The 23191-nt window shown below is 72.2% G+C and carries 20 protein-coding genes; 16 read left to right on the top strand and 4 right to left on the bottom strand.

Going from position 1 to position 23191, the window contains the following annotated elements; translation table 11 throughout:
- Positions 1-12 precede the first annotated feature (12 nt).
- Positions 13-1368, bottom strand: coding sequence for a homoserine dehydrogenase (locus E1283_RS07810; protein WP_132817173.1), 1356 nt, complete (start codon positions 1366-1368; stop codon positions 13-15).
- 85 nt (positions 1369-1453) lie between these two features.
- Between E1283_RS07810 and otnK the strand changes: the two genes are divergently transcribed.
- The 14 genes from otnK to nuoN all read left to right on the top strand — a co-directional run bounded on the left by otnK (position 1454) and on the right by nuoN (position 18766).
- Entirely contained in the window at positions 1454-2746 is a 1293-nt protein-coding gene (gene otnK, locus E1283_RS07815) for a 3-oxo-tetronate kinase (protein ID WP_243744674.1), read from the top strand.
- Entirely contained in the window at positions 2743-3408 is a 666-nt protein-coding gene (locus E1283_RS07820; protein WP_132817174.1) for a class II aldolase/adducin family protein, read from the top strand. Before otnK ends, E1283_RS07820 begins: the two co-directional genes overlap by 4 nt.
- Positions 3409-3566: 158 nt before the next feature.
- Positions 3567-4295, top strand: coding sequence for an NADH-quinone oxidoreductase subunit C (locus E1283_RS07825; protein ID WP_132817175.1), 729 nt, complete (start codon positions 3567-3569; stop codon positions 4293-4295).
- On the top strand, positions 4295-5644 hold the full coding sequence (locus E1283_RS07830) for an NADH-quinone oxidoreductase subunit D (protein ID WP_132817176.1): 1350 nt from the start codon (positions 4295-4297) through the stop codon (positions 5642-5644). Before E1283_RS07825 ends, E1283_RS07830 begins: the two co-directional genes overlap by 1 nt.
- Positions 5641-6498 carry an NADH-quinone oxidoreductase subunit NuoE gene (nuoE, locus tag E1283_RS07835; RefSeq protein ID WP_132817177.1) on the top strand — a complete coding sequence of 286 codons (858 nt, stop codon included), beginning with the start codon at positions 5641-5643 and terminating at the stop codon, positions 6496-6498. Before E1283_RS07830 ends, nuoE begins: the two co-directional genes overlap by 4 nt.
- Complete coding sequence (nuoF, locus tag E1283_RS07840) at positions 6498-7862, top strand: NADH-quinone oxidoreductase subunit NuoF (RefSeq protein ID WP_132817178.1); 1365 nt, start codon at positions 6498-6500, stop codon at positions 7860-7862. Before nuoE ends, nuoF begins: the two co-directional genes overlap by 1 nt.
- Positions 7859-10375 (top strand): NADH-quinone oxidoreductase subunit G, encoded by a 2517-nt coding sequence (locus E1283_RS07845; RefSeq protein WP_132817179.1) that lies wholly within the window; start codon positions 7859-7861, stop codon positions 10373-10375. Before nuoF ends, E1283_RS07845 begins: the two co-directional genes overlap by 4 nt.
- A gap of 29 nt (positions 10376-10404) precedes the next feature.
- The gene (gene nuoH / locus E1283_RS07850; RefSeq protein WP_132817191.1) at positions 10405-11769 is read left to right on the top strand and encodes an NADH-quinone oxidoreductase subunit NuoH; all 1365 of its coding nucleotides are present in this window, start codon (positions 10405-10407) and stop codon (positions 11767-11769) included.
- Positions 11762-12367: an NADH-quinone oxidoreductase subunit NuoI gene (nuoI, locus tag E1283_RS07855; RefSeq protein ID WP_132817180.1), complete on the top strand. Its 606-nt coding sequence runs from the start codon at positions 11762-11764 to the stop codon at positions 12365-12367. Before nuoH ends, nuoI begins: the two co-directional genes overlap by 8 nt.
- A complete protein-coding gene (locus E1283_RS07860; RefSeq protein ID WP_132817181.1) occupies positions 12364-13290 on the top strand; it encodes an NADH-quinone oxidoreductase subunit J in 927 nt (308 codons plus the stop codon). Before nuoI ends, E1283_RS07860 begins: the two co-directional genes overlap by 4 nt.
- On the top strand, positions 13287-13586 hold the full coding sequence (gene nuoK, locus E1283_RS07865; RefSeq protein ID WP_132817182.1) for an NADH-quinone oxidoreductase subunit NuoK: 300 nt from the start codon (positions 13287-13289) through the stop codon (positions 13584-13586). Before E1283_RS07860 ends, nuoK begins: the two co-directional genes overlap by 4 nt.
- Positions 13587-13599: 13 nt before the next feature.
- Positions 13600-15495 (top strand): NADH-quinone oxidoreductase subunit L, encoded by a 1896-nt coding sequence (gene nuoL, locus E1283_RS07870; protein WP_132817183.1) that lies wholly within the window; start codon positions 13600-13602, stop codon positions 15493-15495.
- Between the two features lies 1 nt (position 15496).
- The gene (locus tag E1283_RS07875; protein ID WP_132817184.1) at positions 15497-17134 is read left to right on the top strand and encodes an NADH-quinone oxidoreductase subunit M; all 1638 of its coding nucleotides are present in this window, start codon (positions 15497-15499) and stop codon (positions 17132-17134) included.
- Positions 17135-17158: 24 nt separating this feature from the next.
- Entirely contained in the window at positions 17159-18766 is a 1608-nt protein-coding gene (gene nuoN / locus E1283_RS07880; RefSeq protein ID WP_132817185.1) for an NADH-quinone oxidoreductase subunit NuoN, read from the top strand.
- 92 nt (positions 18767-18858) lie between these two features.
- Here the strand turns inward: nuoN and E1283_RS07885 are convergent, their stop codons facing one another.
- Both E1283_RS07885 and E1283_RS07890 read right to left on the bottom strand, forming a co-directional pair.
- Positions 18859-19473 carry a hypothetical protein gene (locus tag E1283_RS07885; protein WP_132817186.1) on the bottom strand — a complete coding sequence of 205 codons (615 nt, stop codon included), beginning with the start codon at positions 19471-19473 and terminating at the stop codon, positions 18859-18861.
- A 204-nt stretch (positions 19474-19677) separates the two neighbouring features.
- A complete protein-coding gene (locus E1283_RS07890) occupies positions 19678-20256 on the bottom strand; it encodes a hypothetical protein (protein ID WP_132817187.1) in 579 nt (192 codons plus the stop codon).
- A gap of 260 nt (positions 20257-20516) precedes the next feature.
- Between E1283_RS07890 and E1283_RS07895 the strand changes: the two genes are divergently transcribed.
- Together E1283_RS07895 and E1283_RS07900 are read left to right on the top strand one after the other, a co-directional pair.
- Complete coding sequence (locus tag E1283_RS07895) at positions 20517-21527, top strand: polyprenyl synthetase family protein (RefSeq protein ID WP_132817188.1); 1011 nt, start codon at positions 20517-20519, stop codon at positions 21525-21527.
- Positions 21528-21769: 242 nt separating this feature from the next.
- The gene (locus E1283_RS07900) at positions 21770-22687 is read left to right on the top strand and encodes a LolA family protein (RefSeq protein WP_132817189.1); all 918 of its coding nucleotides are present in this window, start codon (positions 21770-21772) and stop codon (positions 22685-22687) included.
- A 10-nt stretch (positions 22688-22697) separates the two neighbouring features.
- Here E1283_RS07900 and E1283_RS07905 read toward each other — a convergent pair.
- The coding region (locus E1283_RS07905) for a phosphotransferase (RefSeq protein WP_165956049.1) at positions 22698-23191 on the bottom strand (494 nt) is incomplete at its 5' end.

Raw genomic sequence — 23191 nt, forward strand, 5'->3', positions numbered from 1 at the left:
GGGGTGTGGGGGTCAGGCGGGCGCGGCCGCGCCGTCCGCCCAGGCGGCCAGCAGCGCGGGGTCCGCGTCCGCCAGGTCGCCGAGCGACAGCAGGGCACCGGCCGGCACCGTCCTGGTCAGCGTGGTGTGCGCGGCCAGATAGAACGGCGCGGCGTCCGCCGGCGCCTCGGCGGCCGGCAGCAGCACCGGCGCGACGCCCGGGATCTCGTGGTGGTGCCCGCCCATCTCCAGGATGGTGCCGGCGGGCAGCTCACGGGTGGCGCGACCGGCGAGCACCGCGTGCCTGGCGGGCGCGTCGGGGCCGGCGGCCCGGCCGTGCAGCACCGCGTCGAGGAGGGTGAGCGGGGTCTCGACGCCCATCAGGTGGTAGGGCAGGTAGAGGCAGGCGTAGCGGCCGTCCCGGCTGACCACGTGCCCCTTGGCGGCCAGCGTCCGCCAGGTCTCCGGGTCGTGGGTGCGGACCACGGCGAAGACGCCGCCGGCGAAGCTGGCCTCGCCCGGCAGCCGCAGGGCGCTGAAGACGTCGACCACGCCGGTGCGGCCGGTGACGCCGCCGTGCTCGGTGAGCGCGTAGACGTCCGCCAGCTCGGCCGGGCGGGCCACCGGGTAGTGCAGCTCCGGCACGTCGGGGACGAAGCCGGTGGCGGAGGCCACCACCGCCATTTCGCAGTAGTCGGCTGCGGCCGACCGCTTGAGGGTGGCGACGGCCTCGGCGCGGGCGGCCAGGGTCCGCCGCGGGTCGGCGCCGAGCGTGAGCAGCGCGCCGAGCTCCGGCGCGGGCACCGTGGTGTCGAGCTGGGTGACGGTGCCGGCGGCCGGGTCGTAGACCAGGTCGTACTCGCTGGACTTGCCGATCGCGACGAGGTCGAGGCCGAGGCGCCGGAGCCGGGCCACCCACTCGATGAGGTTGGCCGGCTGGTCGCCGGCCGCCGGCGTGAAGACGACGCCGTGCCGGTCGGCCAGCGCGGCCAGGGCGACGCCGGCCACCGAGTCGACCTCCTTGCTCACCATCGCCACGTGCCGGCCGTCCTCGACGGCGAGCCTGGCCGCCCGATGCCCGGCCGCCGGGTTGCCGGTGGCCTCCACCAGCACGTCGTACCCGGCCCCGGCCAGCAGCGCCGCGTCGGCGACCACGGCGGTCCGGCCGGCCGCCAGGGCGGCGCGCACCGCGGCCGCGTCGTCGGCGCGGACCAGCGAGTCCGCCGGGTAACCGAGCTCGGCGCAGAGGGCGAGGACGCCCGCCGGGTCGAGGTCGCACAGCACGGCGGGTCGGAGTCCTGGCAGCGCCCGCGTCTGGGCCAGCAGCGTGCGGGCGAAGCCACCGCCGGCGCCGGTGAGGGCGTAGGTGACGTACTGGACATCGTTCATGGGGCGGAACGTAACGCCAATTAACATCTGCGTCAACTGTAGTAACATAAATTCACACGCCTGATCCGAGGTGAGGAGTAACCACGTGACACACGACGCCGTCGGCCGGAACGGGCCCCGTTGGGGCGCGGTGGCGGACGACTTCACGGGCGCCACCGACCTCGCGGCGAGCTGGGTCGCCAGGGGCCTGCGCACGGCCGTCACCCTGGGCGTCCCGACCCCGGCCGAGCTGCCCGCGCTCGCCGACCTGGACGCCGTCGTCGTGGCGCTCAAGACCCGCACCGCGCCGCCGGCCGAGGCCGTGGCGCGGAGCCTCGCGGCGCTCGGTGTGCTGCGCCGGCTCGGCTGCGCGCGGTTCTACGACAAGTACTGTTCGACGTTCGACTCGACGCCGCGCGGCAACATTGGCCCGGTGGCCGACGCCCTGATGGCCGAGCTGGACACCGACCTCGCGGTCGTCGTCCCGTCCTTCCCGGCCAACGGTCGCACCGTCTACCGGGGGCACCTCTTCGTCGGCGACCGGCTGCTGAGCGAGAGCTCGATGCGGCACCACCCGCTGACCCCGATGACCGACTCCGACCTGGTCCGGGTGCTCACCCCGCAGACCGTCAACCGCGTGGTCCCGGTGCCACTGCCCACCGTACGACAGGGCCCGGCGGCCCTCGCCGGGGCGCTGCGCGCGGCGGCGGCCGGCGGCCGCTGCTACGCGGTCGTGGACGCGGTGGACGACGACGACCTGGCCGTCATCGCCGCCGCCACCGCCGACCACCCTCTGGTCACCGGCGGCTCCGGGCTGGCCCTCGGCCTGCCGGCCGCCGGCCCGCCCGCCACCGCAGCCATGCCCGTGGTGCCGGGCCGCCGCGCCGTGCTGGCCGGCAGCGCCTCGGCCGCGACCCGTGGCCAGATCGCCGCGGCCCGCGGCACTCTCGCCAGCCGGCGGCTCGACGTCTCGGCGCTGCGCGCCGATCCGGCCGGCGAGGTCGCCGGGATCGCTCGCTGGGCCGCCGACCGCTGGGCCGCGGCGCCCGACGAGCCGGTGCTGGTCTACGCGGTCGGCTCGCTCGACGACGTGGAGACCGCGCCGCCGCCCGGGCAGCGGCCGGCCGCCGAACTCGTCGAGGAGGCGCTGGCAGGCTGCGCCGTCGCCTTCGCCGCGGCGGGCGCCCGCCAGTTCCTGGTCGCCGGCGGCGAGACCTCCGGCAGCGTCGTCGGGGCACTCGGCGTGCGCCGCCTCGAACTCGGGCCGGCCCTGGCCCCCGGCGTCTCCTGGGCCCACGGCACCGCCGCGGGCCGGTCGGACGGCTACAACCTGGCGCTGAAGTCGGGGAACTTCGGCGCGCCCGACATCTTCACCACCTGCTGGAAGGCGCTCTCATGACGGCTGCGACCGAGGCCGCGGCGATCGGCGAACTGGTGGCGGCCGGGCGGGACCTGGTGGCCTCGGGGCTGAGCCCCGGCGCCTCGGGCAACCTCAGCGTCCGGATCGGCGACCGCGTCCACCTCACGCCCACCGGCGCCCGGCTCGGCGCGCTCGACCCGGACGACCTCGCCGTCCTCGCGCTCGACGGCACCCGGCTGTCCGGGCCACGCGCCTCCAAGGAGTTCCCGCTGCACCTGGCCTGCTACCACCGCGACCCCGCGGCGGCGGCCGTGGTCCACCTGCACAGCCCGCACGCCGCCGCGTACTCGTGCCTCCCCCCGTGGTCCGCCCGCAGCGCGGTGCCGCCGCTGACCCCGTACTTCGTGATGCGGGTCGGGCAGACCCCGCTCATCCCCTACGCCGCGCCGGGCGACCCGGCCCAGGCCGAGTCGCTGCGCACGCTCGACTTCCCGTTCCGCGCCGCGCTCCTCCAGAACCACGGCTCGATCACCACCGGCCCCACCCTGGCCGGGGCCGTCGACGCGGCGGTGGAGCTGGAGGAGGCCACCCGCCTGCTTCTTCTTTTGGGACCGACAGCCGCGCCCCGTCTCCTGACGCAGTCGGAGGCCACGACGCTCGCCGACCGCCACGGCGCCCCCTGGGCGGACCCCCGCCCCTGACGGGGCCTGGCCGGCCGGGCCCGGGCGAGTGCGGCGCGCTCCCCGCGGGGTGAACCCTGGCGGGCCGGGCCGGCGCTTGCGGCGGCCACGCCGCCGGTCGCCGCCGGGACGAGCGCAAAGCGCATCGCCGCGAAGCGCGAGACGGTTGGGGAGATGCGGTGAGCGACGACGCGCACGTGAATGGGAACACGAACACAAACGGGGTGCCGGCCCCTCGCGGGAACGCGGGTGAGGCCATCGCCCAGCGGCGTGGCATGTTCGGGGCACGGAACGGCGGGGACACCAGCGGCTACGGCGGTCTCGTACGGACCGTCCGGATGCCGGCCGGGAGTTCGCGGCCGTACGGCGGCTACTTCGACGAGGTCGCCGACGAGTTGGAAGGGGCCCTGGAAGAGCAGGGGCTCGCCCCGGAAAGCGCCATCGAGCGGACCGTGGTCGATCGGAACGAGCTCACCTTCCACATCGCCCGCGAGCACCTGAAGGTCGTGGCGCGGACGCTCCGCGACGACCCGGCGCTGCGGTTCGAGCTGTGCACCGGCGTGAGCGGCGTGCACAACCCGGAGGACACCGGGCGCGAGCTGCACGCCGTCTACCACCTGCGGTCGTTGACCCACGGCCGGCTGATCAGGCTGGAGGTCAGCGCGCCGGACGCCGACCCGCACGTCCCCTCGATCGTCGAGGTCTATCCCACCAACGACTGGCACGAGCGGGAGACCTACGACTTCTTCGGCCTGATCTTCGACGGCCACCCCGCGCTCACCCGGATCATGATGCCCGACGACTGGCAGGGCTTCCCGCAGCGCAAGGACTACCCGCTCGGCGGCATCCCCGTCGAGTACAAGGGCGCCCAGATCCCGGCACCCGACCAGCGGAGGTCGTACAGCTGATGTCTGCCACCGAGACTCCCCCCCACGCCACCCGGGCCGCCGAGGCCAGGGAGACCACCGAGGGCACCGTCTACACCGTCACCGGCGGCGACTGGGACGAGATCGCCCAGGCGGCCGTCGACCGGGCCGACGACGAGAAGATCATCGTCAACATGGGTCCCCAGCACCCGTCCACCCACGGGGTGTTGCGGCTGATCCTGGAGATCGACGGTGAGACCGTCACCGAGGCCAGGGCCGGCATCGGATACCTGCACACCGGGATCGAGAAGAACCTCGAGTACCGGACGTGGACGCAGGGCACCACGTTCGTGACGCGGATGGACTACCTGACGCCGTTCTTCAACGAGGCGGCCTACTGCCTCGGCGTCGAGAAGCTGCTCGGCATCACCGACGACGTGCCGGACCGGGCCAGCATCATCCGGGTGCTGCTGATGGAGATCAACCGACTCTCCTCGCACTTCGTGGCCATCGCCACCGGCGGCATGGAGCTCGGCGCCACCACGGTGATGATCTACGGCTTCCGGGACCGCGAGCACTGCCTCGACATCTTCGAGCTGATCACCGGTCTGCGGATGAACCACGCGTTCATCCGGCCCGGCGGCCTCGCCCAGGACCTGCCGCCCGGCGCCATCGACGCGCTGCGCGAGTTCGTCAAGAAGATGCGGAAGAACCTGCCGGAGTACGACAAGCTCTGCACCCACAACCCGGTCTTCCGCGGCCGGCTCAAGGACGTCGGCTACCTCGACCTCGCCGGCTGTCTGGCGCTCGGCGCCACCGGGCCGATCCTGCGCTCCGCGGGCCTGCCCCACGACCTGCGCAAGACCGACCCCTACTGCGGCTACGAGAACTACGACTTCGAGGTGCCGACCACCGACACCTGCGACTCCTTCGGCCGCTTCCTGCTGCGTCTCGAGGAGATGCGGCAGAGCCTGCGGATCGTCGAGCAGTGCATCGAGCGCCTGGAGCCGGGCCCGGTCATGGTCGCCGACAAGAAGATCGCCTGGCCCGCGCAGCTCGCGCTCGGCCCGGACGGCCTGGGCAACTCGCTCGACCACATCAAGAACATCATGGGCACCTCCATGGAGGCCCTGATCCACCACTTCAAGCTGGTCACCGAGGGCTTCCGGGTGCCGGCGGGACAGGTCTACACCGCCGTCGAGTCGCCCAAGGGCGAACTCGGCGTGCACATGGTCAGCGACGGTGGCACCCGGCCGTTCCGGGTCCACTTCCGCGACCCCTCGTTCACCAATCTCCAGAGCATGGCGGCGATGTGCGAGGGCGGCATGCTCGCCGACGTCATCGTCGCCGTCGCGTCCATCGACCCCGTGATGGGAGGCGTCGACCGATGACGGACGTGAACCTCGGGATGCCCCGGCTTCCCGCGCCCGCCTTCCCCGCGGACGTGCACGAGCGGCTCGCGGCGGACGCGGCGCAGGTGATCGCCCGCTACCCCGACAGCCGCTCCGCGCTCCTGCCGCTGCTGCACCTGATGCAGTCCGAGGAGGGCTACGTCACCCGCACCGGCATGCAGTTCTGCGCCGACCAACTCGGCCTCACCACCGCCGAGGTGACCGCGGTCGCCACCTTCTACTCCATGTACCGGCGCAAGCCGTCGGGCGACTACCAGGTGGGCGTCTGCACCAACACACTGTGCGCGGTGCTCGGCGGGGACGCGATCTTCGCCGCCCTCCAGGAGCACCTCGGCGTCGGCAACGGCGAGACCACCGGGGACGGCAAGGTCACCCTCGAACACATCGAGTGCAACGCCGCCTGCGACTTCGCGCCGGTGGTGATGGTCAACTGGGAGTTCTTCGACAACCAGACCATCGAGTCCGCCAAGCGCCTCGTCGACGAGCTGCGTGCCGGGAGCGAGGTGACCCCGACCCGGGGCGCCCCGCTCTGCGACTTCAAGCGGACCGCCCGCGTGCTGGCCGGCTTCCCCGACGAGCGCCCCGGCGCCGTCGCCGCCGGCGGCAGCGCGGGCCCCGCCTCCCTCGCCGGCCTCCGGCTCGCCCACGGCGACGCCGGCGCCGGCACCGTCGTGCCACCCCGCTCCGGCGAGCGCCCGGCCGCCGCGAGCCCGGAGCCGGCCGAGCCCGGCCAGCCGCCGGCGAGGCACCCCAGCTCGCACGACGCACCGCAGCCGAGTTCGGACTCCGACCCGCGGCACCCCGCCGGGCCGGTGACCGAGGAGGACGAGTGATGACCGTGACCGCCGAAGAGGTCAACGAGGCCGGCCCGGAGAAGATCCTCGCGCCGGTGCTCTCCGCCAACTGGGACACCCCGGAGTCCTGGACGCTCGACGGCTACCGCGCGGGCGGCGGCTACCGGGCGCTCGGCAAGGCCCTGGCCATGTCGCCCGACGACGTGATCGCCTACGTCAAGGACTCCGGCCTGCGCGGCCGTGGCGGCGCGGGCTTCCCCACCGGGATGAAGTGGCAGTTCATCCCGCAGGGCGACGGCAAGCCGCACTACCTCGTGGTCAACGCGGACGAGTCGGAGCCGGGCACCTGCAAGGACATCCCGCTGCTCTTCGCCAACCCGCACTCGTTGATCGAGGGCATCGTCATCGCCTGTCACGCCATCCGCTCCCACCACGCCTTCATCTATCTGCGCGGCGAGGTCGTCCCCGTGCTGCGGCGGCTGCAGTCCGCCGTGGCCGAGGCGTACGCCGCCGGCTACCTCGGCAAGGGCGCCCTCGGCGCGGGCGGCGACCTGGAGATCACCGTGCACGCCGGCGCCGGCGCGTACATCTGCGGCGAGGAGACCGCGCTGCTCGACTCCCTGGAGGGGCGCCGCGGCCAACCGAGGCTCCGGCCCCCCTTCCCCGCGATCGCCGGCCTCTACGCCTGCCCCACCGTGGTGAACAACGTCGAGTCCATCGCCTCGGTTCCCGCCATCATCGACCGGGGCAAGGAGTGGTTCCGCTCGATGGGCAGCGAGAAGTCGCCGGGCTTCACGCTCTACTCGCTCTCCGGGCACGTCGCCCGCCCCGGCCAGTACGAGGCCCCGCTCGGCATCACGCTCCGCGAACTCCTCGACCTGAGCGGCGGGATGCGGCCGGGACACCGGCTGAAGTTCTGGACCCCGGGCGGCTCGTCGACCCCGCTCCTCACCGACGAGCACCTGGACGTGCCGCTCGACTACGAGGGCGTCGGCGCCGTCGGCTCCATGCTCGGCACCAAGGCGCTCCAGTGCTTCGACGAGACCACCTGCGTGGTGCGGGCCGTCACCCGCTGGACCGAGTTCTACGCGCACGAGTCCTGCGGCAAGTGCACCCCGTGTCGCGAGGGCACCTACTGGCTGGTCCAGCTGATGCGCGACATCGAGGCCGGCAAGGGGCTGCTCAGCGACCTCGACAAGCTCAACGACATCGCCGACAACATCAACGGCAAGTCGTTCTGCGCCCTCGGCGACGGCGCGGCGAGCCCGATCTTCTCCTCGCTCAAGTACTTCCGCGCGGAGTACGAGCAGCACATCACGGGACGCGGCTGCCCCTTCGACCCGACGAAGTCCACCGCCTGGGCGGACGACGACACTTCGGCTCACCTGGAGGTGAACGCATGACGGCCACCGCCGACGAGCTGACGGACAAGGCGAAGGCTGCCGAGAACCTGGTCACGCTCACCATCGACGGCGTCGAGCTCTCGGTGCCCAAGGGCACGCTGGTGATCAGGGCCGCCGAGCAACTGGGCATCGAGATCCCGCGGTTCTGCGACCATCCGCTGCTCGACCCGGCCGGCGCCTGCCGGCAGTGCATCGTGGAGGTCGAGGGCCAGCGCAAGCCGATGGCGTCCTGCACCATCACCTGCACCGAGGGCATGGTGGTGCGCACCCACCTCACCTCGCCGGTCGCCGAGAAGGCGCAGCGCGGCGTGATGGAGCTGCTGCTCATCAACCACCCGCTGGACTGCCCGGTCTGCGACAAGGGCGGCGAGTGCCCGCTGCAGAACCAGGCGATGTCCACGGGCGACCCGGAGACCAGGTTCGACGGGGTCAAGCGCACCTTCGAGAAGCCGGTGCCGATCTCCGCGCAGGTGCTGCTCGACCGCGAGCGCTGCGTGCTGTGCGCCCGCTGCACCCGGTTCTCGCAGCAGGTCGCGGGCGACCCGATGATCGAGCTGTTGGAGCGCGGCGCGCTCCAACAGGTGGGCACCGGGCAGGGCGACCCGTTCGAGTCGTACTTCTCCGGCAACACCATCCAGATCTGCCCGGTCGGCGCGCTCACCTCCGCCGCCTACCGGTTCCGCTCCCGCCCCTTCGACCTGGTCTCCTCGCCCGGCGTCTGCGAGCACTGCTCCGGCGGCTGCGCGGTCCGCACCGACCACCGGCGCGGCAAGGTGATGCGGCGGATGGCGGAGAACGACCCCGAGGTCAACGAGGAGTGGATCTGCGACAAGGGCCGCTTCGCGTTCCGCTACGCGCAGCGTCCCGACCGGCTGACCGGCCCGCTGGTGCGGGACGCGGAGACCGGTGAACTCGCGCCGGCCAGCTGGCCCGAGGCGCTGCGGGTCGCGGCCGAGGGCCTGGCGGCCGCGCGGGCGCGGGGCGCGGCGGTGCTCACCGGCGGTCGGCTGACCGTCGAGGACGCCTACGCCTACGCCAAGTTCGCGCGGGTCGCGCTGGGCACCAACGACATCGACTTCCGGGCCCGCGCGCACAGCCAGGAGGAGGCCGCCTTCCTCGCCTCGCACGTGGCCGGGCACGGCGTCGACCTGGACGGCGAGGGCCCGGGCAACCGGGGTCTGGAGGCGGCGCCGGCGGTGCTGCTGGTCGGCTTCGAGTCCGAGGAGGAGGCGCCCGGCGTCTTCCTGCGGCTGCGGAAGGCGGCCCGCAAGCGCGGGCAGCGGGTGTTCGCCGTCGCCACCCACCTCACCAGGGGCCTGGCCAAGACCGACGGCACGCTGCTGCCGGCCGCGCCGGGCACCGAGCCGGAGTGGCTGGACGCGCTCGCCGCCGGGGCCGACAACCTCGGCGCGGAGGGCGGCGCGGCCGCCCGGGCGCTGCGCGAACCGGGCGCCCTGATCATCGTGGGCGAGCGGCTCGCCGCCGTGTCGGGCGGCTACACCGCCGCCGTTGCCGCGGCCGGCGCCACCGGCGCCGGCCTGGTGTGGATCCCGCGCCGCTCCGGCGAGCGCGGCGCCATCGAGGTGGGCGCGCTGCCCGGGCTGCTGCCCGGCGGCCGGCCCGAGTCCTCGTCCCGCGCCCGCCGCGAGGTGGCCGCGGCCTGGGGCCTCGACGCGCTGCCCGAGGGGGCCGGCCGGGACACCGCCGGAATCCTGGCGGCGGCGGCCGCCGGCGAGCTCGGCGCGCTGCTGGTCGGCGGCGTCGAGTTGGCCGACCTGCCCGACCCGGCCGCGGCCGGGGCGGCGCTGGACGCGGTGGCCCGCGACGGCTTCCTGGTCAGCCTGGAGCTGCGGCCCTCCGAGGTCACCGAGCGGGCCCACGTGGTGCTGCCGGTGGCCGCGGTGGTCGAGAAGGAGGGTTCGTTCCTCAACTGGGAGGGGCGGGTCCGGCCGTTCGCCGCCGCCGTCAAGCCCGACCAGATGACCCGCCGCCTGGTGCAGACCGACGCCCGGGCGCTCACCATGCTCGCCGACGCGATGGACGCTCCGATCGGCCTGCCCGACGTGCGGGCCGCCCGGGCCGAGTTGGACGCGCTGGCCGACTGGACCGGCGACCTGCCGCTCGGCCCGACCGCCCCGCCGGTCGAGCTGCCCAGCCCGGGCGCAGGCGAGGCGGTGCTCGCCGGCCACCGGCTGCTGCTCGACCAGGGCCGGCTCCAGGACGGCGACCCGGCGCTCGCCGCCACCCGGCACGCGGCCGTGGCCCGGCTCAACCCGGCCACCGCGCGCGAGGCCGGCCTCGCGGACGGCGCGCCGCTGACCGTGACGGGACCGGCGGGCTCCGTCGAGCTGCCGCTGGTCGTCACCGACGAGATGCCCGACCGGGTGGTGTGGCTGCCGCTCAACTCGGTGGGCGGCGGCGTCGCCGCCGACCTGGGCGCCACCCCGGGCGCGGTCGTCGCCATCGCCGCCGCCGCTCCCGTCGACGCAGACGCCGAGGAGGTGACCGCGTGACCGCCCTCGCGGAAGAGACCGATCTGTCCATGTTCGGGGACGACCCGTTCTGGCTGATCCTGATCAAGGCGGTGTTCTGCTTCGCGTTCCTGCTGGGGCTGGTGCTGATCAGCATCGTCATGGAACGCAAGGTCCTCGGCTGGATGCAGCTGCGCATCGGCCCCAACCGGCACGGCCCCTGGGGCATGCTCCAGTCGCTGGCCGACGGCATCAAGCTGATGCTCAAGGAGGACATCGTCGTCAAGGGCGCCGACAGGTTCGTCTACCTGCTGGCCCCGCTGCTGGCCGCCATCCCGGCGTTCATGGCGATCGCCGTGATCCCGTTCGGCCCCAAGGACGACCCGGTCAGCATCTTCGGCACCGAGACCGTCCTCCAGCTCACCGACCTCCCGGTCGCGCTGCTCTACGTGCTGGCCACCGGCGCCATCGCCGTCTACGGCACGGTGCTCGCCGGCTGGTCGTCCAACTCGACCTACCCGCTGCTCGGCGGCGTGCGGGCGACGGCGCAGATCATCTCCTACGAGGTCGCCATGGGCCTCAGCTTCGCCGCCGTCTTCCTCTACTCCGGGTCGATGTCCACCTCGGCCATCGTGGACGCCCAGGGCGACCGCTGGTTCATGGTCCTGCTGCCGGTGTCCTTCCTGATCTACATGGTGGCGATGGTCGGCGAGGCACACCGTCCGCCGTTCGACATGCCGGAGTCCGAGGGCGACCTGGTCGGCGGCTACCTCACCGAGTACTCGTCCATCAAGTTCGCGTTCTTCATGATGTCCGAGTACATCCACACGGTCGCGGTCTCCACCCTGATGGTCACCATCTTCCTCGGCGGCTGGCGCGCCCCGGTGCCGATCAGCCTCTGGGAGGGCGCCAACTCCGGTTGGTGGCCGATGCTCTGGTTCACGATCAAGGTCTGCGCCGTCATCTTCTTCTTCATGTGGATCCGGGCCACGCTGCCGCGCGTCCGCTACGACCAGTTCATGGTGCTGGGCTGGAAGGTGCTGATCCCGATCGCGCTGGTCTGGCTGATGCTGGTGGCCACCGTGCGGGCGATGCAGAACGAGGACTACGACTTCCGCGAGATCGTCCTCTGGGTCGGCAGCGGGGTGCTCGGCCTGCTGCTGCTCTCCTTCGTCGTCGACATCTTCCGCGACCGCGCGGACCAGCGGCACGAGGAGGAGGAAGCGGCCAGGGCCGAGGCGCCCTTCGACCCGATGGCCGGCGGCTTCCCGGTGCCGCCGCTGCCCGGGCAGACCCTGCCGCCGGTGCCGCGCCGGCCGTCCCGCGCCGAGAAGGTGCCGGCGGGCGTCAACGGCCACGGTGGGGTCAACGGCCACGACGGCACAGAAGGAAACGACAGCCACATCGGAAACGGAGGGGAGGACGGCGATGCCTGAGATCCACAATCCGCTGGGCGGCTTCGGCCTGACCTTCAGGGCCATGTTCAAGAAGCGGCTCACCGAACAGTATCCGGAGGAGAAGAAGCCGACCGCGCCTCGTTTCCACGGCCGGCACCAGCTCAACCGGCACCCCGACGGCCTGGAGAAGTGCATCGGCTGCGAGCTGTGCGCCTGGGCCTGTCCCGCCGACGCGATCTACGTGGAGGGCGCGGACAACACCGAGGAGGAGCGCTACTCCCCGGGCGAGCGCTACGGCCGCGTCTACCAGATCAACTACCTGCGCTGCATCCTGTGCGGGCTCTGCGTCGAGGCGTGCCCCACCCGGGCGCTCACCATGACCAACGAGTACGAGCTGGCCGACCGCACCCGCGCCTCCCTGATCTTCACCAAGGAGGAGCTGCTGGCCGGTCTCCAGGAGGACATGGTCGAGGCCCCGCACGCCATGTACCCCGGCACCGACGAGCAGTCGTACTACCGGGGCGAGGTCACCGGGGCCGCCCCCGGCACCGTCCGCCAGGTGCCGGGCGGGGCCGACGAGGACGACGACCCGATCACCGCGGCCGGCAAGCTGCCCGAGCCGGGAGTGTCGGCATGAGCACACTCGCCCCCCTCACCTCGCTCGCCGTCGAGACGTCCACCTCCACCGGCGAGGCCGTGCAGTTCTGGATCCTCGGCCCGCTGGCGCTGGCCGGCGCGCTCGGCACCGTGCTGCTGCGCCGAGCCGTGCACTCGGCGCTCTCGCTGGCCGGCACCATGGTGATCCTGGCCCTGTTCTACCTGGCCAACGGCGCCTACTTCCTCGGCATGGTGCAGATCGTCGTCTACACCGGCGCCGTGATGATGCTCTTCCTCTTCGTCCTGATGCTGGTCGGCGTGAGCGCCACGGACTCCCTCAAGGAGACGCTCACCGGCCAGCGTTGGCTGGCCGCCGGCTGCGGGCTCGGGCTCGGCGTCCTGCTGATGGCCGGCATCGGGCAGGCCGTCACCGGCTCGTTCACCGGCCTCGCCCAGGCCAACGCGGGCGGCAACGTCCAGGGCCTGGCCTCGCTGCTGTTCACCCGCTACGTGGTGGCCTTCGAGGTGACCGGCATCCTGCTGACCATCGCCGCGGTCGGCGCCACGCTGCTGACCCACCGCGAGCGCGTCGAGCGCAACAAGTCGCAGCGCGAGCAGTCCCAGGAGCGGGTGCGCGCGGGGCGGCACGTGCCGCCGCTGCCCGCCCCCGGCGTCTACGCCCGCCACAACGGCGTCGACCTGCCGGGCCTGCTGCCCGACGGCACCCCGTCCGAGCTGACCGTCAACGCCACGCTCCGCGCCCGCGGTCAGGTCCGCGAGGTGCACCGCGAGGCGGTGGACCGGGTGGCGGCCATCGAGCAGCGCACCGCCACCTACCACGGCCAGCCGACCCCGCCGAAGCCGAAGGCGGTCGACAGCGCCGACCAGGCCGACCGGTCGGCCGAAGACGACAACGAGCACGACGGCGAGCACGACGGCGAGCGGACGGAGGCGGCACGGTGAATCCCGAGAACTACCTGTTCCTCTCCGCCCTGCTCTTCACCGTCGGCGCGTGCGGCGTGCTGCTGCGGCGGAACGTGATCGTGCTGTTCATGTGCGTCGAGCTGATGCTGAACGCCGCCAACCTGGCGCTGGTCACCTTCTCCCGCATGCACGGCAACCTCGACGGTCAGATCATGGCCTTCTTCGTGATGGTGGTGGCCGCAGCCGAGGTCGTGGTGGGGCTGGCGATCATCGTCATGGTGTTCCGCTCCCGCCACTCGGCCTCGGTCGACGACGCCAGCCTGATGAAGCTGTAAGGGGAACGAACCAGTGGAGTCATTGATCGCACTGCTCATCGCGGCCCCGCTGCTGGGCGCCGCCCTGCTCCTGGTGGGCGGGCGGCGGCTGGACCGGGTGGGCCACTGGCTGGGCACCCTGCTCGCCGCGGTGTCGTTCGTCCTCGCCGTGGTGCTCTTCTTCGACCTGCTCGGCCGCGAGGCCGAGGACCGCACCCTGAGCCAGCACCTGTTCAGCTGGGTGCCGGTGGCCGACTTCCAGGCCGACGTGGCCTTCCAGCTCGACCAGCTGTCGATGACCTTCGTCCTGCTGATCACGGGCGTCGGCACGCTGATCCACCTGTACTCCGTCGGCTACATGGAGCACGACGAGCGGCGGCGCCGCTTCTTCGGCTACCTCAACCTGTTCCTGGCGGCCATGCTGCTGCTGGTGCTGGCCGACAACTATCTGCTGCTGTACGTCGGTTGGGAGGGCGTGGGCCTCGCCTCCTACCTGCTGATCGGCTTCTGGCAGCACAAGCCGAGCGCGGCCACCGCCGCCAAGAAGGCGTTCGTGGTCAACCGGGTCGGCGACGTCGGCCTCTCGATCGCGATCTTCCTGATGTTCACCACCTTCGGCAGCTTCGCCTTCGACACCGTCCTCCCCAACGCCACCGGGACCAGCGAGGCGACGCTCACCGGCATCGGCCTGATGCTGCTGCTCGCCGCCTGCGGCAAGTCCGCCCAGGTGCCGCTCCAGTCCTGGCTCGGCGACGCGATGGAGGGCCCGACCTCGGTCTCGGCCCTGATCCACGCGGCCACCATGGTGACCGCCGGCGTCTACCTGGTGACCCGCTCCGCCGACGTCTTCAACGCGGCGCCCAACGCGCAGACCGTGGTCATCACGGTCGGCGCGGTCACGCTGCTCTTCGGTGCGATCGTCGGTTGTGCCAAGGACGACATCAAGAAGGCCCTGGCCGGCTCCACCATGTCGCAGATCGGCTACATGATGCTGGCCGCCGGGCTCGGCCCGCTGGGCTACGCCTTCGCCATCATGCACCTGGTCACCCACGGCTTCTTCAAGGCCGGGCTCTTCCTCGGCGCCGGCTCGGTGATGCACGGCATGAACGACGAGGTCGACATGCGGCGCTACGGCGGACTGCGGAAGCACATGCCGATCACCTTCGCCACCTTCGGCCTCGCCTACCTGGCGATCATCGGCTTCCCCTATCTCTCCGGGTTCTTCTCCAAGGACGAGATCATCTACGCCGGGTTCTCCAAGGGCGGCGGTCAGGGCTGGCTGCTGGGCGGCGTGATGCTGCTCGGCGCGGCGCTCACCGCGTACTACATGACGCGCATCATGCTGCTGACGTTCTTCGGCGAGAAGCGCTGGCAGCCGGACGCCAACGGCCACGAGCCGCACCCGCACGAGTCGCCGCTGTCCATGACCGTCCCGATGATGGTGCTGGCCGTGGGCTCGGTGGCCGCCGGCTTCCTGTTCAACCTGGGCTCGTCGTTCGAGCACTGGCTGGAGCCCGTCACCGGCATCGCGCACGGCGACTCCCCGGTCAGCCACGGCATGGTGTCGATCGCCGCCACCGGCGTGATGGTGATCGGCGTGGCCGGCGCCTGGTTCCAGTACGGCCGGCGCCCGGTGCCCGTGGTGGCCCCGACCGGCAACCTGCTGACCCGGGCCGCCAGGCGGGACCTGCTCCAGGACGACTTCAACCACGCGGTGCTCGTCCAGCCGGGCAACTACCTCACCCGCGGCCTGGTCTACGTCGACCACAAGGGCGTCGACGGCGTGGTCAACGGCACGGCCGCCGCGTTCGGCGGTCTCTCCGGGCGGCTGCGGCGGGTGCAGAACGGGTTCGCCCGCTCCTACGCGGTCTCGATGTTCGGCGGCGTGGTCCTGCTGGTCGCCGCGACCCTGCTGATGAGGGCGGTCTGACATGTCATTTCCCCTGCTGACGGCCACGGCGTTGGCGCCGGCCATCGGCGCCGTGGCCACCGCGGCGGTGCCGGCCGCCCGGCGGACCGTCGCCAAGTGGCTGGCCCTCGGCTTCTCGCTGGTCACCCTCGGCTTCGCGCTCGCCGTGCTGCTGCGCTTCGACACCGGCGCCGGCGCGGACCGCTTCCAGCTCACCGAGTCCCACTGGTGGATCAGGGACTTCGGCATGCGGTACGAACTCGGCGTGGACGGCGTCGGCGTGGCGCTGATCGCGCTGACCGCGGTGCTGATCCCGTTCCTGATCGGCGCCGGCTGGAACGACGCCGACCCGGTCGAGGGCGAGGCCCCGGCGAACCGGCGCTGGCGCCCGACCCAGGGCTTCTTCGCGCTGATCCTGCTCGTCGAGGCGATGGTCATCATGTCCTTCGCCGCCACCGACGTCTTCCTCTTCTACGTGTTCTTCGAGGCCATGCTCATCCCGATGTACTTCCTCATCGGCGGCTTCGGGGACCGGGCCGGGAGCGGCGACGAGGAGGGGCAGGCGCGGCAGCGCACCTACGCGGCGGTCAAGTTCCTGCTCTACAACCTGGTCGGCGGCCTGGTCATGCTGGCCGCGGTGATCGGCCTGTTCGTGGCCACCGCGGACCAGCTGCCGGAGGGCACCTTCTCGCTGCGGGCCATCCTGGAGGCGCGCGCCTCGGGCGACCTGGAGTTCGCGCAGTCCACCGAGCGCTGGCTGTTCCTCGGCTTCTTCCTCGCGTTCGCCATCAAGGCGCCGCTGTGGCCGCTGCACACCTGGCTGCCCAACGCGATGGGCGAGTCGACGGCGCCGGTCGCCGTGCTGATCACCGCGGTGGTCGACAAGGTCGGCACCTTCGCGATGCTCCGCTTCTGCCTCGGCCTCTTCCCGGAGGCCAGCCACTGGGCGACCCCGGTGGTGCTGACGCTGGCCCTGGTCAGCATCGTCTACGGCGCGCTGCTCGCCATCGGCCAGCGGGACATGAAGCGGCTGATCGCCTACGCGTCGATCAGCCACTTCGGCTTCATCGTGCTCGGCATCTTCGCGATGACCAGCCAGGGCCAGGGCGGCGCCACGCTCTACATGATCAACCACGGCATCGCCACGGCCGCCCTGATGCTGGTGGCCGGCTTCCTGATCTCCCGGCGCGGCTCGCGGATCATCGCCGACTACGGCGGCGTGCAGAAGACGGCGCCGGTGCTGGCCGGCACCTTCCTGATCGGCGGCCTCGCGACGCTCTCGCTGCCCGGCACCGGCCCGTTCGTCAGCGAGTTCCTGGTGCTGGTCGGCACCTTCAGCCGCTACCAGGTGGCCGGCATCGTGGCCAGCTCGGGGATAGTGCTGGCGGCGCTGTACGTGCTGATCCTCTACCAGCGGACGATGACCGGACCGGTGAAGGCCGGCCTGGAGAAGCTGCCCGACCTGCGGGTACGCGAACTCGCCGTGGTGGCGCCGCTGATCGCCCTGGTGGTCTTCCTCGGCGTCTACCCGCGGCCGCTCACCGACATCGTCAACCCGGCCGTCGAGCACACCCTGTCCGACGTCGACCGGCAGGACCCGGCGCCGCAGGTGCCCGCCGAGGCGGACTCCGGACACGAGGCGGGGGCCGAACATGAGTAAGGCGATTACCTCAGGAGGGGTTGCATGAATCCCGGGGATCTGACCGCTCCCGACATCGAGTGGATCGCGCTCTCGCCGAGCCTGATCGTGTACGGGGCGGCCGTCGTCGGCATCCTGATCGAGGCGTTCGCGCCCCGCCGGGTCCGCTATCCGGCGGAGGTGGTGCTGGCCACGCTGGCGCTCGCCGCGTCGTTCGCCGCGGTGGTGGGCCTGGCGGCCGGCGACCGCGGCACCTCGAAGTCGCAGGTGGCCGGCATGGGTTCGCTCGCGGTGGACGGGCCCTCGCTCTTCCTCCAGGGCGTTATCGTGCTGGTCGGCCTCGTGTCGGTGTTCCTGTTCGCGGAGCGGCGGCTCGAACCCGCCGCGCACGGGGCGCGGGTCGACTCGTTCGCCGCGCAGCCGGCGGCGGTGCCGGGCGGCGCGGCCGAGCAGGAGGCGATCCGGGCCGGGCACACCACCACGGAGATCTTCCCGCTGCTGCTGTTCGCGGTGGGCGGCATGCTGCTCTTCCCGGCCGCCAACGACCTGTTGGTGCTCTTCATCGCGCTGGAGCTGCTGTCGCTGCCGCTCTACCTGCTGTGCGCGCTGGCCCGCCGCCGGCGGCTGCTGTCGCAGGAGGCGGCCGTCAAGTACTTCCTGCTCGGCGCCTTCGCCTCGGCGTTCCTGCTGTTCGGCATCGCGCTGCTCTACGGCTACGCGGGCACGGTGTCGTACTCCGGCATCCGCGACGTCGTCGCCGGCAACCCGGCCAGCCTGGACGCGGGGCTCGCCTCCACGATGGGCAACGACGCGCTGCTGCTGATCGGCGGCGCGATGGTGCTGATGGGGCTGCTGTTCAAGGTGGGCGCGGTGCCGTTCCACATGTGGACCCCGGACGTCTACCAGGGCGCGCCGACCCCGGTCACCGGCTTCATGGCGGCGGCCACCAAGGTGGCGGCGTTCGGCGCGATGCTGCGGCTGCTGTACGTGGTGCTGCCGGGCACGCGCTGGGACTGGCAGCCGGTGCTGTGGGGCGTGGCCATCGCCTCGATGGTGGCGGGCGCGGTGATCGCGATCACCCAGACCGACGTGAAGCGGCTGCTGGCGTACTCGTCGATCGCGCACGCCGGGTTCATCCTGGCCGGCGTGGTGGCGGTGTCGGAGGACGGCGTCTCGTCGGTGCTCTTCTACCTGGCGGCCTACTCCTTCGTCACGCTGGGCGCGTTCGCCGTGGTGACGCTGGTGCGGGACGCCGGGGGCGAGGCCACCCACCTGTCGCAGTGGGCGGGTCTCGGGCGGCGCTCGCCGCTGCTGGCCGGCGTCTTCGCGCTGTTCCTGCTGGCCTTCGCCGGCATCCCGCTGACCTCCGGGTTCGCGGGCAAGTTCGCGGTGTTCCGGGCGGCGGCCGACTCCGGTGCGATGGGCCTGGTGATCGTGGGTGTGCTCGCCTCCGCGGTGGCGGCGTTCTTCTACGTGCGGGTGATCGTGCTGATGTTCTTCAGCGAGCCGAAGGCCGACGGCCCCTCGGTGGTGATCCCGAGCCCGCTGACGATGTCGGTGGTCGCGTTGGCCGCGGTGGTGACGCTGGTGCTCGGCATCGCACCGCAGTACTTCCTCGACCTGGCCGGCCAGGCGGGCACGTTCGTGCGGTGAGCGTCGCGCTGACCTTGGCATGACAGGGCGAGGGCCCTGGAACCCCCTGTGGGGGGTTCCAGGGCCCTCGTCGTGCCATGCGCCCGGGTGGGTCAGCCGGCGTTGTACTCCTGGATGATGCGGCCAAGCTCCGTCTGCTCCTCGGCGCTGAAGCCGCCGGTCGACAGGTTCCGCATGATGACGGTCTCGCCCGACGACCAGGTCAGGGTGAGGTTCTCGCCGTCGAACTCCGTGACGGAGGCCGACATGTCGCTCCACGAGCCGCCGTAACTGTCGCAGGAGCTCAGCGAGAACGTGCCGTCGGCGTAGGTGCCGTAGCACTTGTCCGTGTTGTTCGGGTCGAAGCTGGAGTAGAAGAGGACCTCGCCGCTGGCGGCGTCGATCTCGAAGTTCTGGGTGTCGGCGGTGGCGCTCTCGTACCAGTCGCCGTCCAACTCCTCGATGGCCGGGCCGGTGGTGACCTCGCCGCCCGAGCCGCCGGTGTCGCCGCCCGTGTCGCCGCCGGTGTCCCCGGTCTCCTCGCCACCGGTGTCGCCGGTTTCCTCGCCCCCCGTGGTGCTGCCCGGGTCCTCCGTCTGCTCGGAGCCGCCCGAGTTCCCACCAAGGCTGCCGAAGCTGCCCTCGCCGTCATCGTCGTTGCACCCCGTGAGGGCGAGCGCCGTGGCCGCGGCGACGACGGGAAGTGCGAGCCTGATTGCCTTACGCATGGATACCCCTAGTGCAGTGTCACTCAATGCAAGCAGGTTATATGCCAGCAGCGGTGGGTAGGTCGTTGTGTTACACGCCTGAGGCAATCCACGCCGTACTGATACCTCTGTGGCGATTGGCGGTAGATCGCGCCCAAGCGGAAGGCCCGGGTCCCCCCGTGGGACCCGGGCCTCGCTGCCTCCGTGACGGTCGTTCGGCCTGGATCAGCCGCCGAGCTCCGCCTCCAGGTCCTCGAGCTCGGCCAGGCTGTCCTCGAGCTCGCTGAGGTCCATGTCCTCGAGGTCGCCCAGGTCACCCAGGTCGCCGAGGTCACCCATCATGTTGGTGTACTCCTGCGCGGTGCCGGAGGCCCAGGTGACGGTCATGGTGCCGTCGGCCAGCTCCACCGTCGCCTCGCGGTCGGCCCACTCCTCGTTGCCGAACACGGTGCACTCGGCGAGCGTGATGGTGCCGTCGGCGTAGCTGCCGCTGCAGATGTCACCCTCGTCGAGGGTGTCCTCGGTGAAGTCGACGCCACCGGCCGTGAAGGTGATGACGGCGTCCTCCGGCTCGACGCCGGTCATCCAGATGCCCTCGACCTCTTCGACCGTGGGACCCGTGCTGATCTCGCCGCCGCCGGAGCCGATCGGCTCCTCTTCGCCCTCGCCACCGCCGGTGGTCTCGCTGGCGCCGTTGTCGCCGGCGCCGTTGTCGTTCGACTCCTCGTCCTCGCCACAGGCGGTGAGCGCCAGAGCCATGACAGCGGCGGCGGCGGGCAGAGCGAGCCGTATTGACTTACGCATGATTTCCCCTCGTGCGTACAACTGTTGTACTCGGTGTCGGAAGATTATCCGTTCGTCGGGCCGGGTAGTTGTCAGTGTTACGCGCTCATGGCAATCGGTGCCGTACTGATACGTACGTGAAAACCGTGTGCCTCCGGTGCCCTTGGGGAGATCGGGGCCCGGGGGAGCGGCACGGTACATGGCGGTACGTCCTGGCGGTGATCGACTTCCGACCGGCTACGCTGCGGGGGGTATCGGACCGGAAGACAGGGGAGTCACTCGTGACCGTCGTTGGACCCCTCGGGGGGAGCGTGCGGGACCCGGCCCTGGAAGCCGAACTCCAGGCGGGGTTGACGGCCGTCGAGGCGGGGCTGATCGAGGCCACCAAGAGCGACGTCCCCTTCATAACGGAGACGGCACAGCACCTGATGCGGGCCGGTGGCAAGCGTTTCCGGCCGCTCCTGCTGCTGCTCGCGGCCCGGTTCGGCGACCCGGACGCGCCCGGTGTGGTGCCGGCGGCCGTGGTGGTGGAGCTGACCCACCTGGCCACCCTCTACCACGACGACATCATGGACGAGGCCGAGGTGCGGCGCGGGGTGGCGAGTGCCAACGCCCGCTGGAGCAACTCGGTGGCGGTGCTCACCGGCGACTTCCTCTTCTCCCGGGCCTCCTCCATAGTGGCCGACCTGGGCCCCGAGGCCGTGCGGATCCAGGCCGAGGCGTTCGAGCGCCTGGTGACCGGGCAGATCCAGGAGACGGCGGGGCCGCTGCCCGGCGAGGACCCGATCTCCCACCACCTGGAGGTGATCGCGGGCAAGACCGGCTCGCTGATCGCCGTCGCGGGCCGGATGGGCGGCATGATGGCCGGCGCCTCCGAGGCCGTGGTGAACACCCTGGCCCAGTACGGCGAACGGATCGGGGTGGCGTTCCAACTCGCCGACGACGTACTGGACATCGCCAGCGACGGCACCGAGTCGGGCAAGACGCCGGGCACCGACCTGCGGGAGGGCGTCCCCACCCTGCCGGTGCTCAGGCTGCGGGAGATGGCCAGGGAGGGCGGCTCGGCCGCCGACCGCGAGCTGTGCGAGCTGCTGGACGGCGACCTCACGGACGACGCCAGGCACGCCGAGGCGCTCGCCGGGCTGCGGGCCCACCCGGCCCTGGAGCGGGCCAGGGAGGACGCGCTGTCGTTCGCCGAGCAGGCGCGCCGGACGCTCGACCCGCTGCCGGACGGGCCGGCCAGGGCGGCGCTCACCGAGCTCTGCGACGCGGTGGCCGACCGCACGACGTAACCGCCTCCTCCCCCTCCTCCTCTCCCTCTGCTCCCGCTCGCCTTCCTCCTCCCCCTCGCCCGGCCGATCCGTTCCCCCCGGCCGGGACCCGGGTAGAACCCCTACGGGATCGGGCCGCGTTCACCTTCGTTCGGTCATCCTCTGGTAGTAGGCGAATGACTCCCGTCGGTGGATGCCTGAATGGCCCCAGCCTGTTGCAATTGATGGTGCCGGGTGGGAAGTGCCGACTGGAGGGGCATCTGATGGCAATGCACAGGAGCGTTCGTCGGGCCGCCGTGCCGACCGTGGTGGTGGCGGGGGTGGCCGCGATCGGGGCCGGCGTCTGGCCCGCGATCGCCAGCGACGGCGGCCCCGAGTTGCCGGACGTGACCGCCGAGGAGTTGGTCGTCAGGGTCGTCCAGTCGGACACGGAGCAGCTCTCGGGCACGGTCCGGGTCGAGGCCGATCTGGGCCTGCCGGATCTCGGCCCCGCGCTGGACGGCGTGTTGGACGGGGCCCTGGGCGGGTCGGCCGGCGCGCTCGCCGGGCTGGCCATGGGCGACGGCACGCTGCGGGTCGCGATGGACGGCCCCGAGCGGCAGCGGGTGGCCCTGGTCGACGGCTCGGACGAGTTCGCGCTCATCCACAACGGGGACGACCTCTGGGCCTACGACAGCGCCGGTGACACGGTGCTGCACGCCACGGCGCCGGCCGAGACGGGCGCGGAGTCGGCCCCCGGCGAGGCGCCGTTCGGCGACCTCACGCCGCAGCAGGCGGCCGAGCGGCTGCTGGCCGCGGCCGGGGAGCACGCGGAGATCACCGTGGACGGCACGGCCCGGGTGGCCGGCCGCAGCGCCTACCAGGTGACGGCGGAGCCGACGGACGAGGCGGCGAGCGGGATCTCCCAGGCCCGGATCTCGGTGGACAGCGAGACGGGCGTGCCGCTGGCCGTCTCCGTGCAGAGCGAGCGCGGCTCGTTCGACGTCGCGTTCTCCCGGATCGACTACGGTCAGCCGGCCGGCTCCGTCTTCGACTTCACGCCGCCGAGCGGCGCCGAGGTCGTGGAGATCGACCCCGAGTCCGGGCTGAGCGGCCTGATATCCGGCTTCGGCCCGGAGTGGGGCGCGGATCTGCCCTGGCAGGACGGCGAGTTCGAGCTGCCGGAGGCGTTCTCCCGGTAGTCGGGAGGTCTCACGCGTACCGGTCGAGGAGGGCGGCCAGGTAGTCCTCGAGACGGTGAGCCAGCAGGGCCGGCGTGAGGTCGGTCCGGCCGAGCTCCCGCCAGGGGCCGGCCACCTTCTCGGCGTCCGGCGCGAAGGCCAGGGCGTCCAGCAACCGCCAGTAGAGGTGGTCGCGCGGCTCCGCGGTCACCTCGCCGCCGGCGGCCGTGTAGCGGTCGGCGAAGCGGAGCCCGGCGTCCGGGCCGTGGAGCAGGGCGAGCGCGGAGGCGCAGTGCGCCACGTCGAGGTCGGTGGGGCCCCAGGAGGTCTCCACCCAGTCGACGGCGCCGGTGATCTCGTCGTCGGTGAAGAGCACGTTGCCGGGGTGGAAGTCGCGGTGCAGGAAGCGGCCGGCGAAGGGCGGGGGCTCGCGCCGGATGGTGTCCACCGCCTGTCGCCACAGCTGCGGTCGGGCGGTGTCCGGGGGGACGGCGACGCGGTCGGGGGCCGTCCACGCCTGGTAGG

Source organism: Streptomyces hainanensis (assembly GCF_004348415.1).
Taxonomy (GTDB): domain Bacteria; phylum Actinomycetota; class Actinomycetes; order Streptomycetales; family Streptomycetaceae; genus Streptomyces; species Streptomyces hainanensis.

Excerpts from the sequence above, each read along its gene's own strand:
- E1283_RS07810 (WP_132817173.1), bottom strand. The coding sequence starts at position 1,368 with ATGAACGATGTCCAGTACGTCACCTACGCCCTCACCGGCGCCGGCGGT.
- E1283_RS07820 (WP_132817174.1), top strand. The coding sequence starts at position 2,743 with ATGACGGCTGCGACCGAGGCCGCGGCGATCGGCGAACTGGTGGCGGCC.
- E1283_RS07830 (WP_132817176.1), top strand. The coding sequence starts at position 4,295 with ATGTCTGCCACCGAGACTCCCCCCCACGCCACCCGGGCCGCCGAGGCC.
- nuoE (WP_132817177.1), top strand. The coding sequence starts at position 5,641 with ATGACGGACGTGAACCTCGGGATGCCCCGGCTTCCCGCGCCCGCCTTC.
- nuoF (WP_132817178.1), top strand. The coding sequence starts at position 6,498 with ATGACCGTGACCGCCGAAGAGGTCAACGAGGCCGGCCCGGAGAAGATC.
- E1283_RS07845 (WP_132817179.1), top strand. The coding sequence starts at position 7,859 with ATGACGGCCACCGCCGACGAGCTGACGGACAAGGCGAAGGCTGCCGAG.
- nuoH (WP_132817191.1), top strand. The coding sequence starts at position 10,405 with ATGTTCGGGGACGACCCGTTCTGGCTGATCCTGATCAAGGCGGTGTTC.
- nuoI (WP_132817180.1), top strand. The coding sequence starts at position 11,762 with ATGCCTGAGATCCACAATCCGCTGGGCGGCTTCGGCCTGACCTTCAGG.
- E1283_RS07860 (WP_132817181.1), top strand. The coding sequence starts at position 12,364 with ATGAGCACACTCGCCCCCCTCACCTCGCTCGCCGTCGAGACGTCCACC.
- E1283_RS07875 (WP_132817184.1), top strand. The coding sequence starts at position 15,497 with ATGTCATTTCCCCTGCTGACGGCCACGGCGTTGGCGCCGGCCATCGGC.
- nuoN (WP_132817185.1), top strand. The coding sequence starts at position 17,159 with ATGAATCCCGGGGATCTGACCGCTCCCGACATCGAGTGGATCGCGCTC.
- E1283_RS07885 (WP_132817186.1), bottom strand. The coding sequence starts at position 19,473 with ATGCGTAAGGCAATCAGGCTCGCACTTCCCGTCGTCGCCGCGGCCACG.
- E1283_RS07890 (WP_132817187.1), bottom strand. The coding sequence starts at position 20,256 with ATGCGTAAGTCAATACGGCTCGCTCTGCCCGCCGCCGCCGCTGTCATG.
- E1283_RS07900 (WP_132817189.1), top strand. The coding sequence starts at position 21,770 with ATGGCAATGCACAGGAGCGTTCGTCGGGCCGCCGTGCCGACCGTGGTG.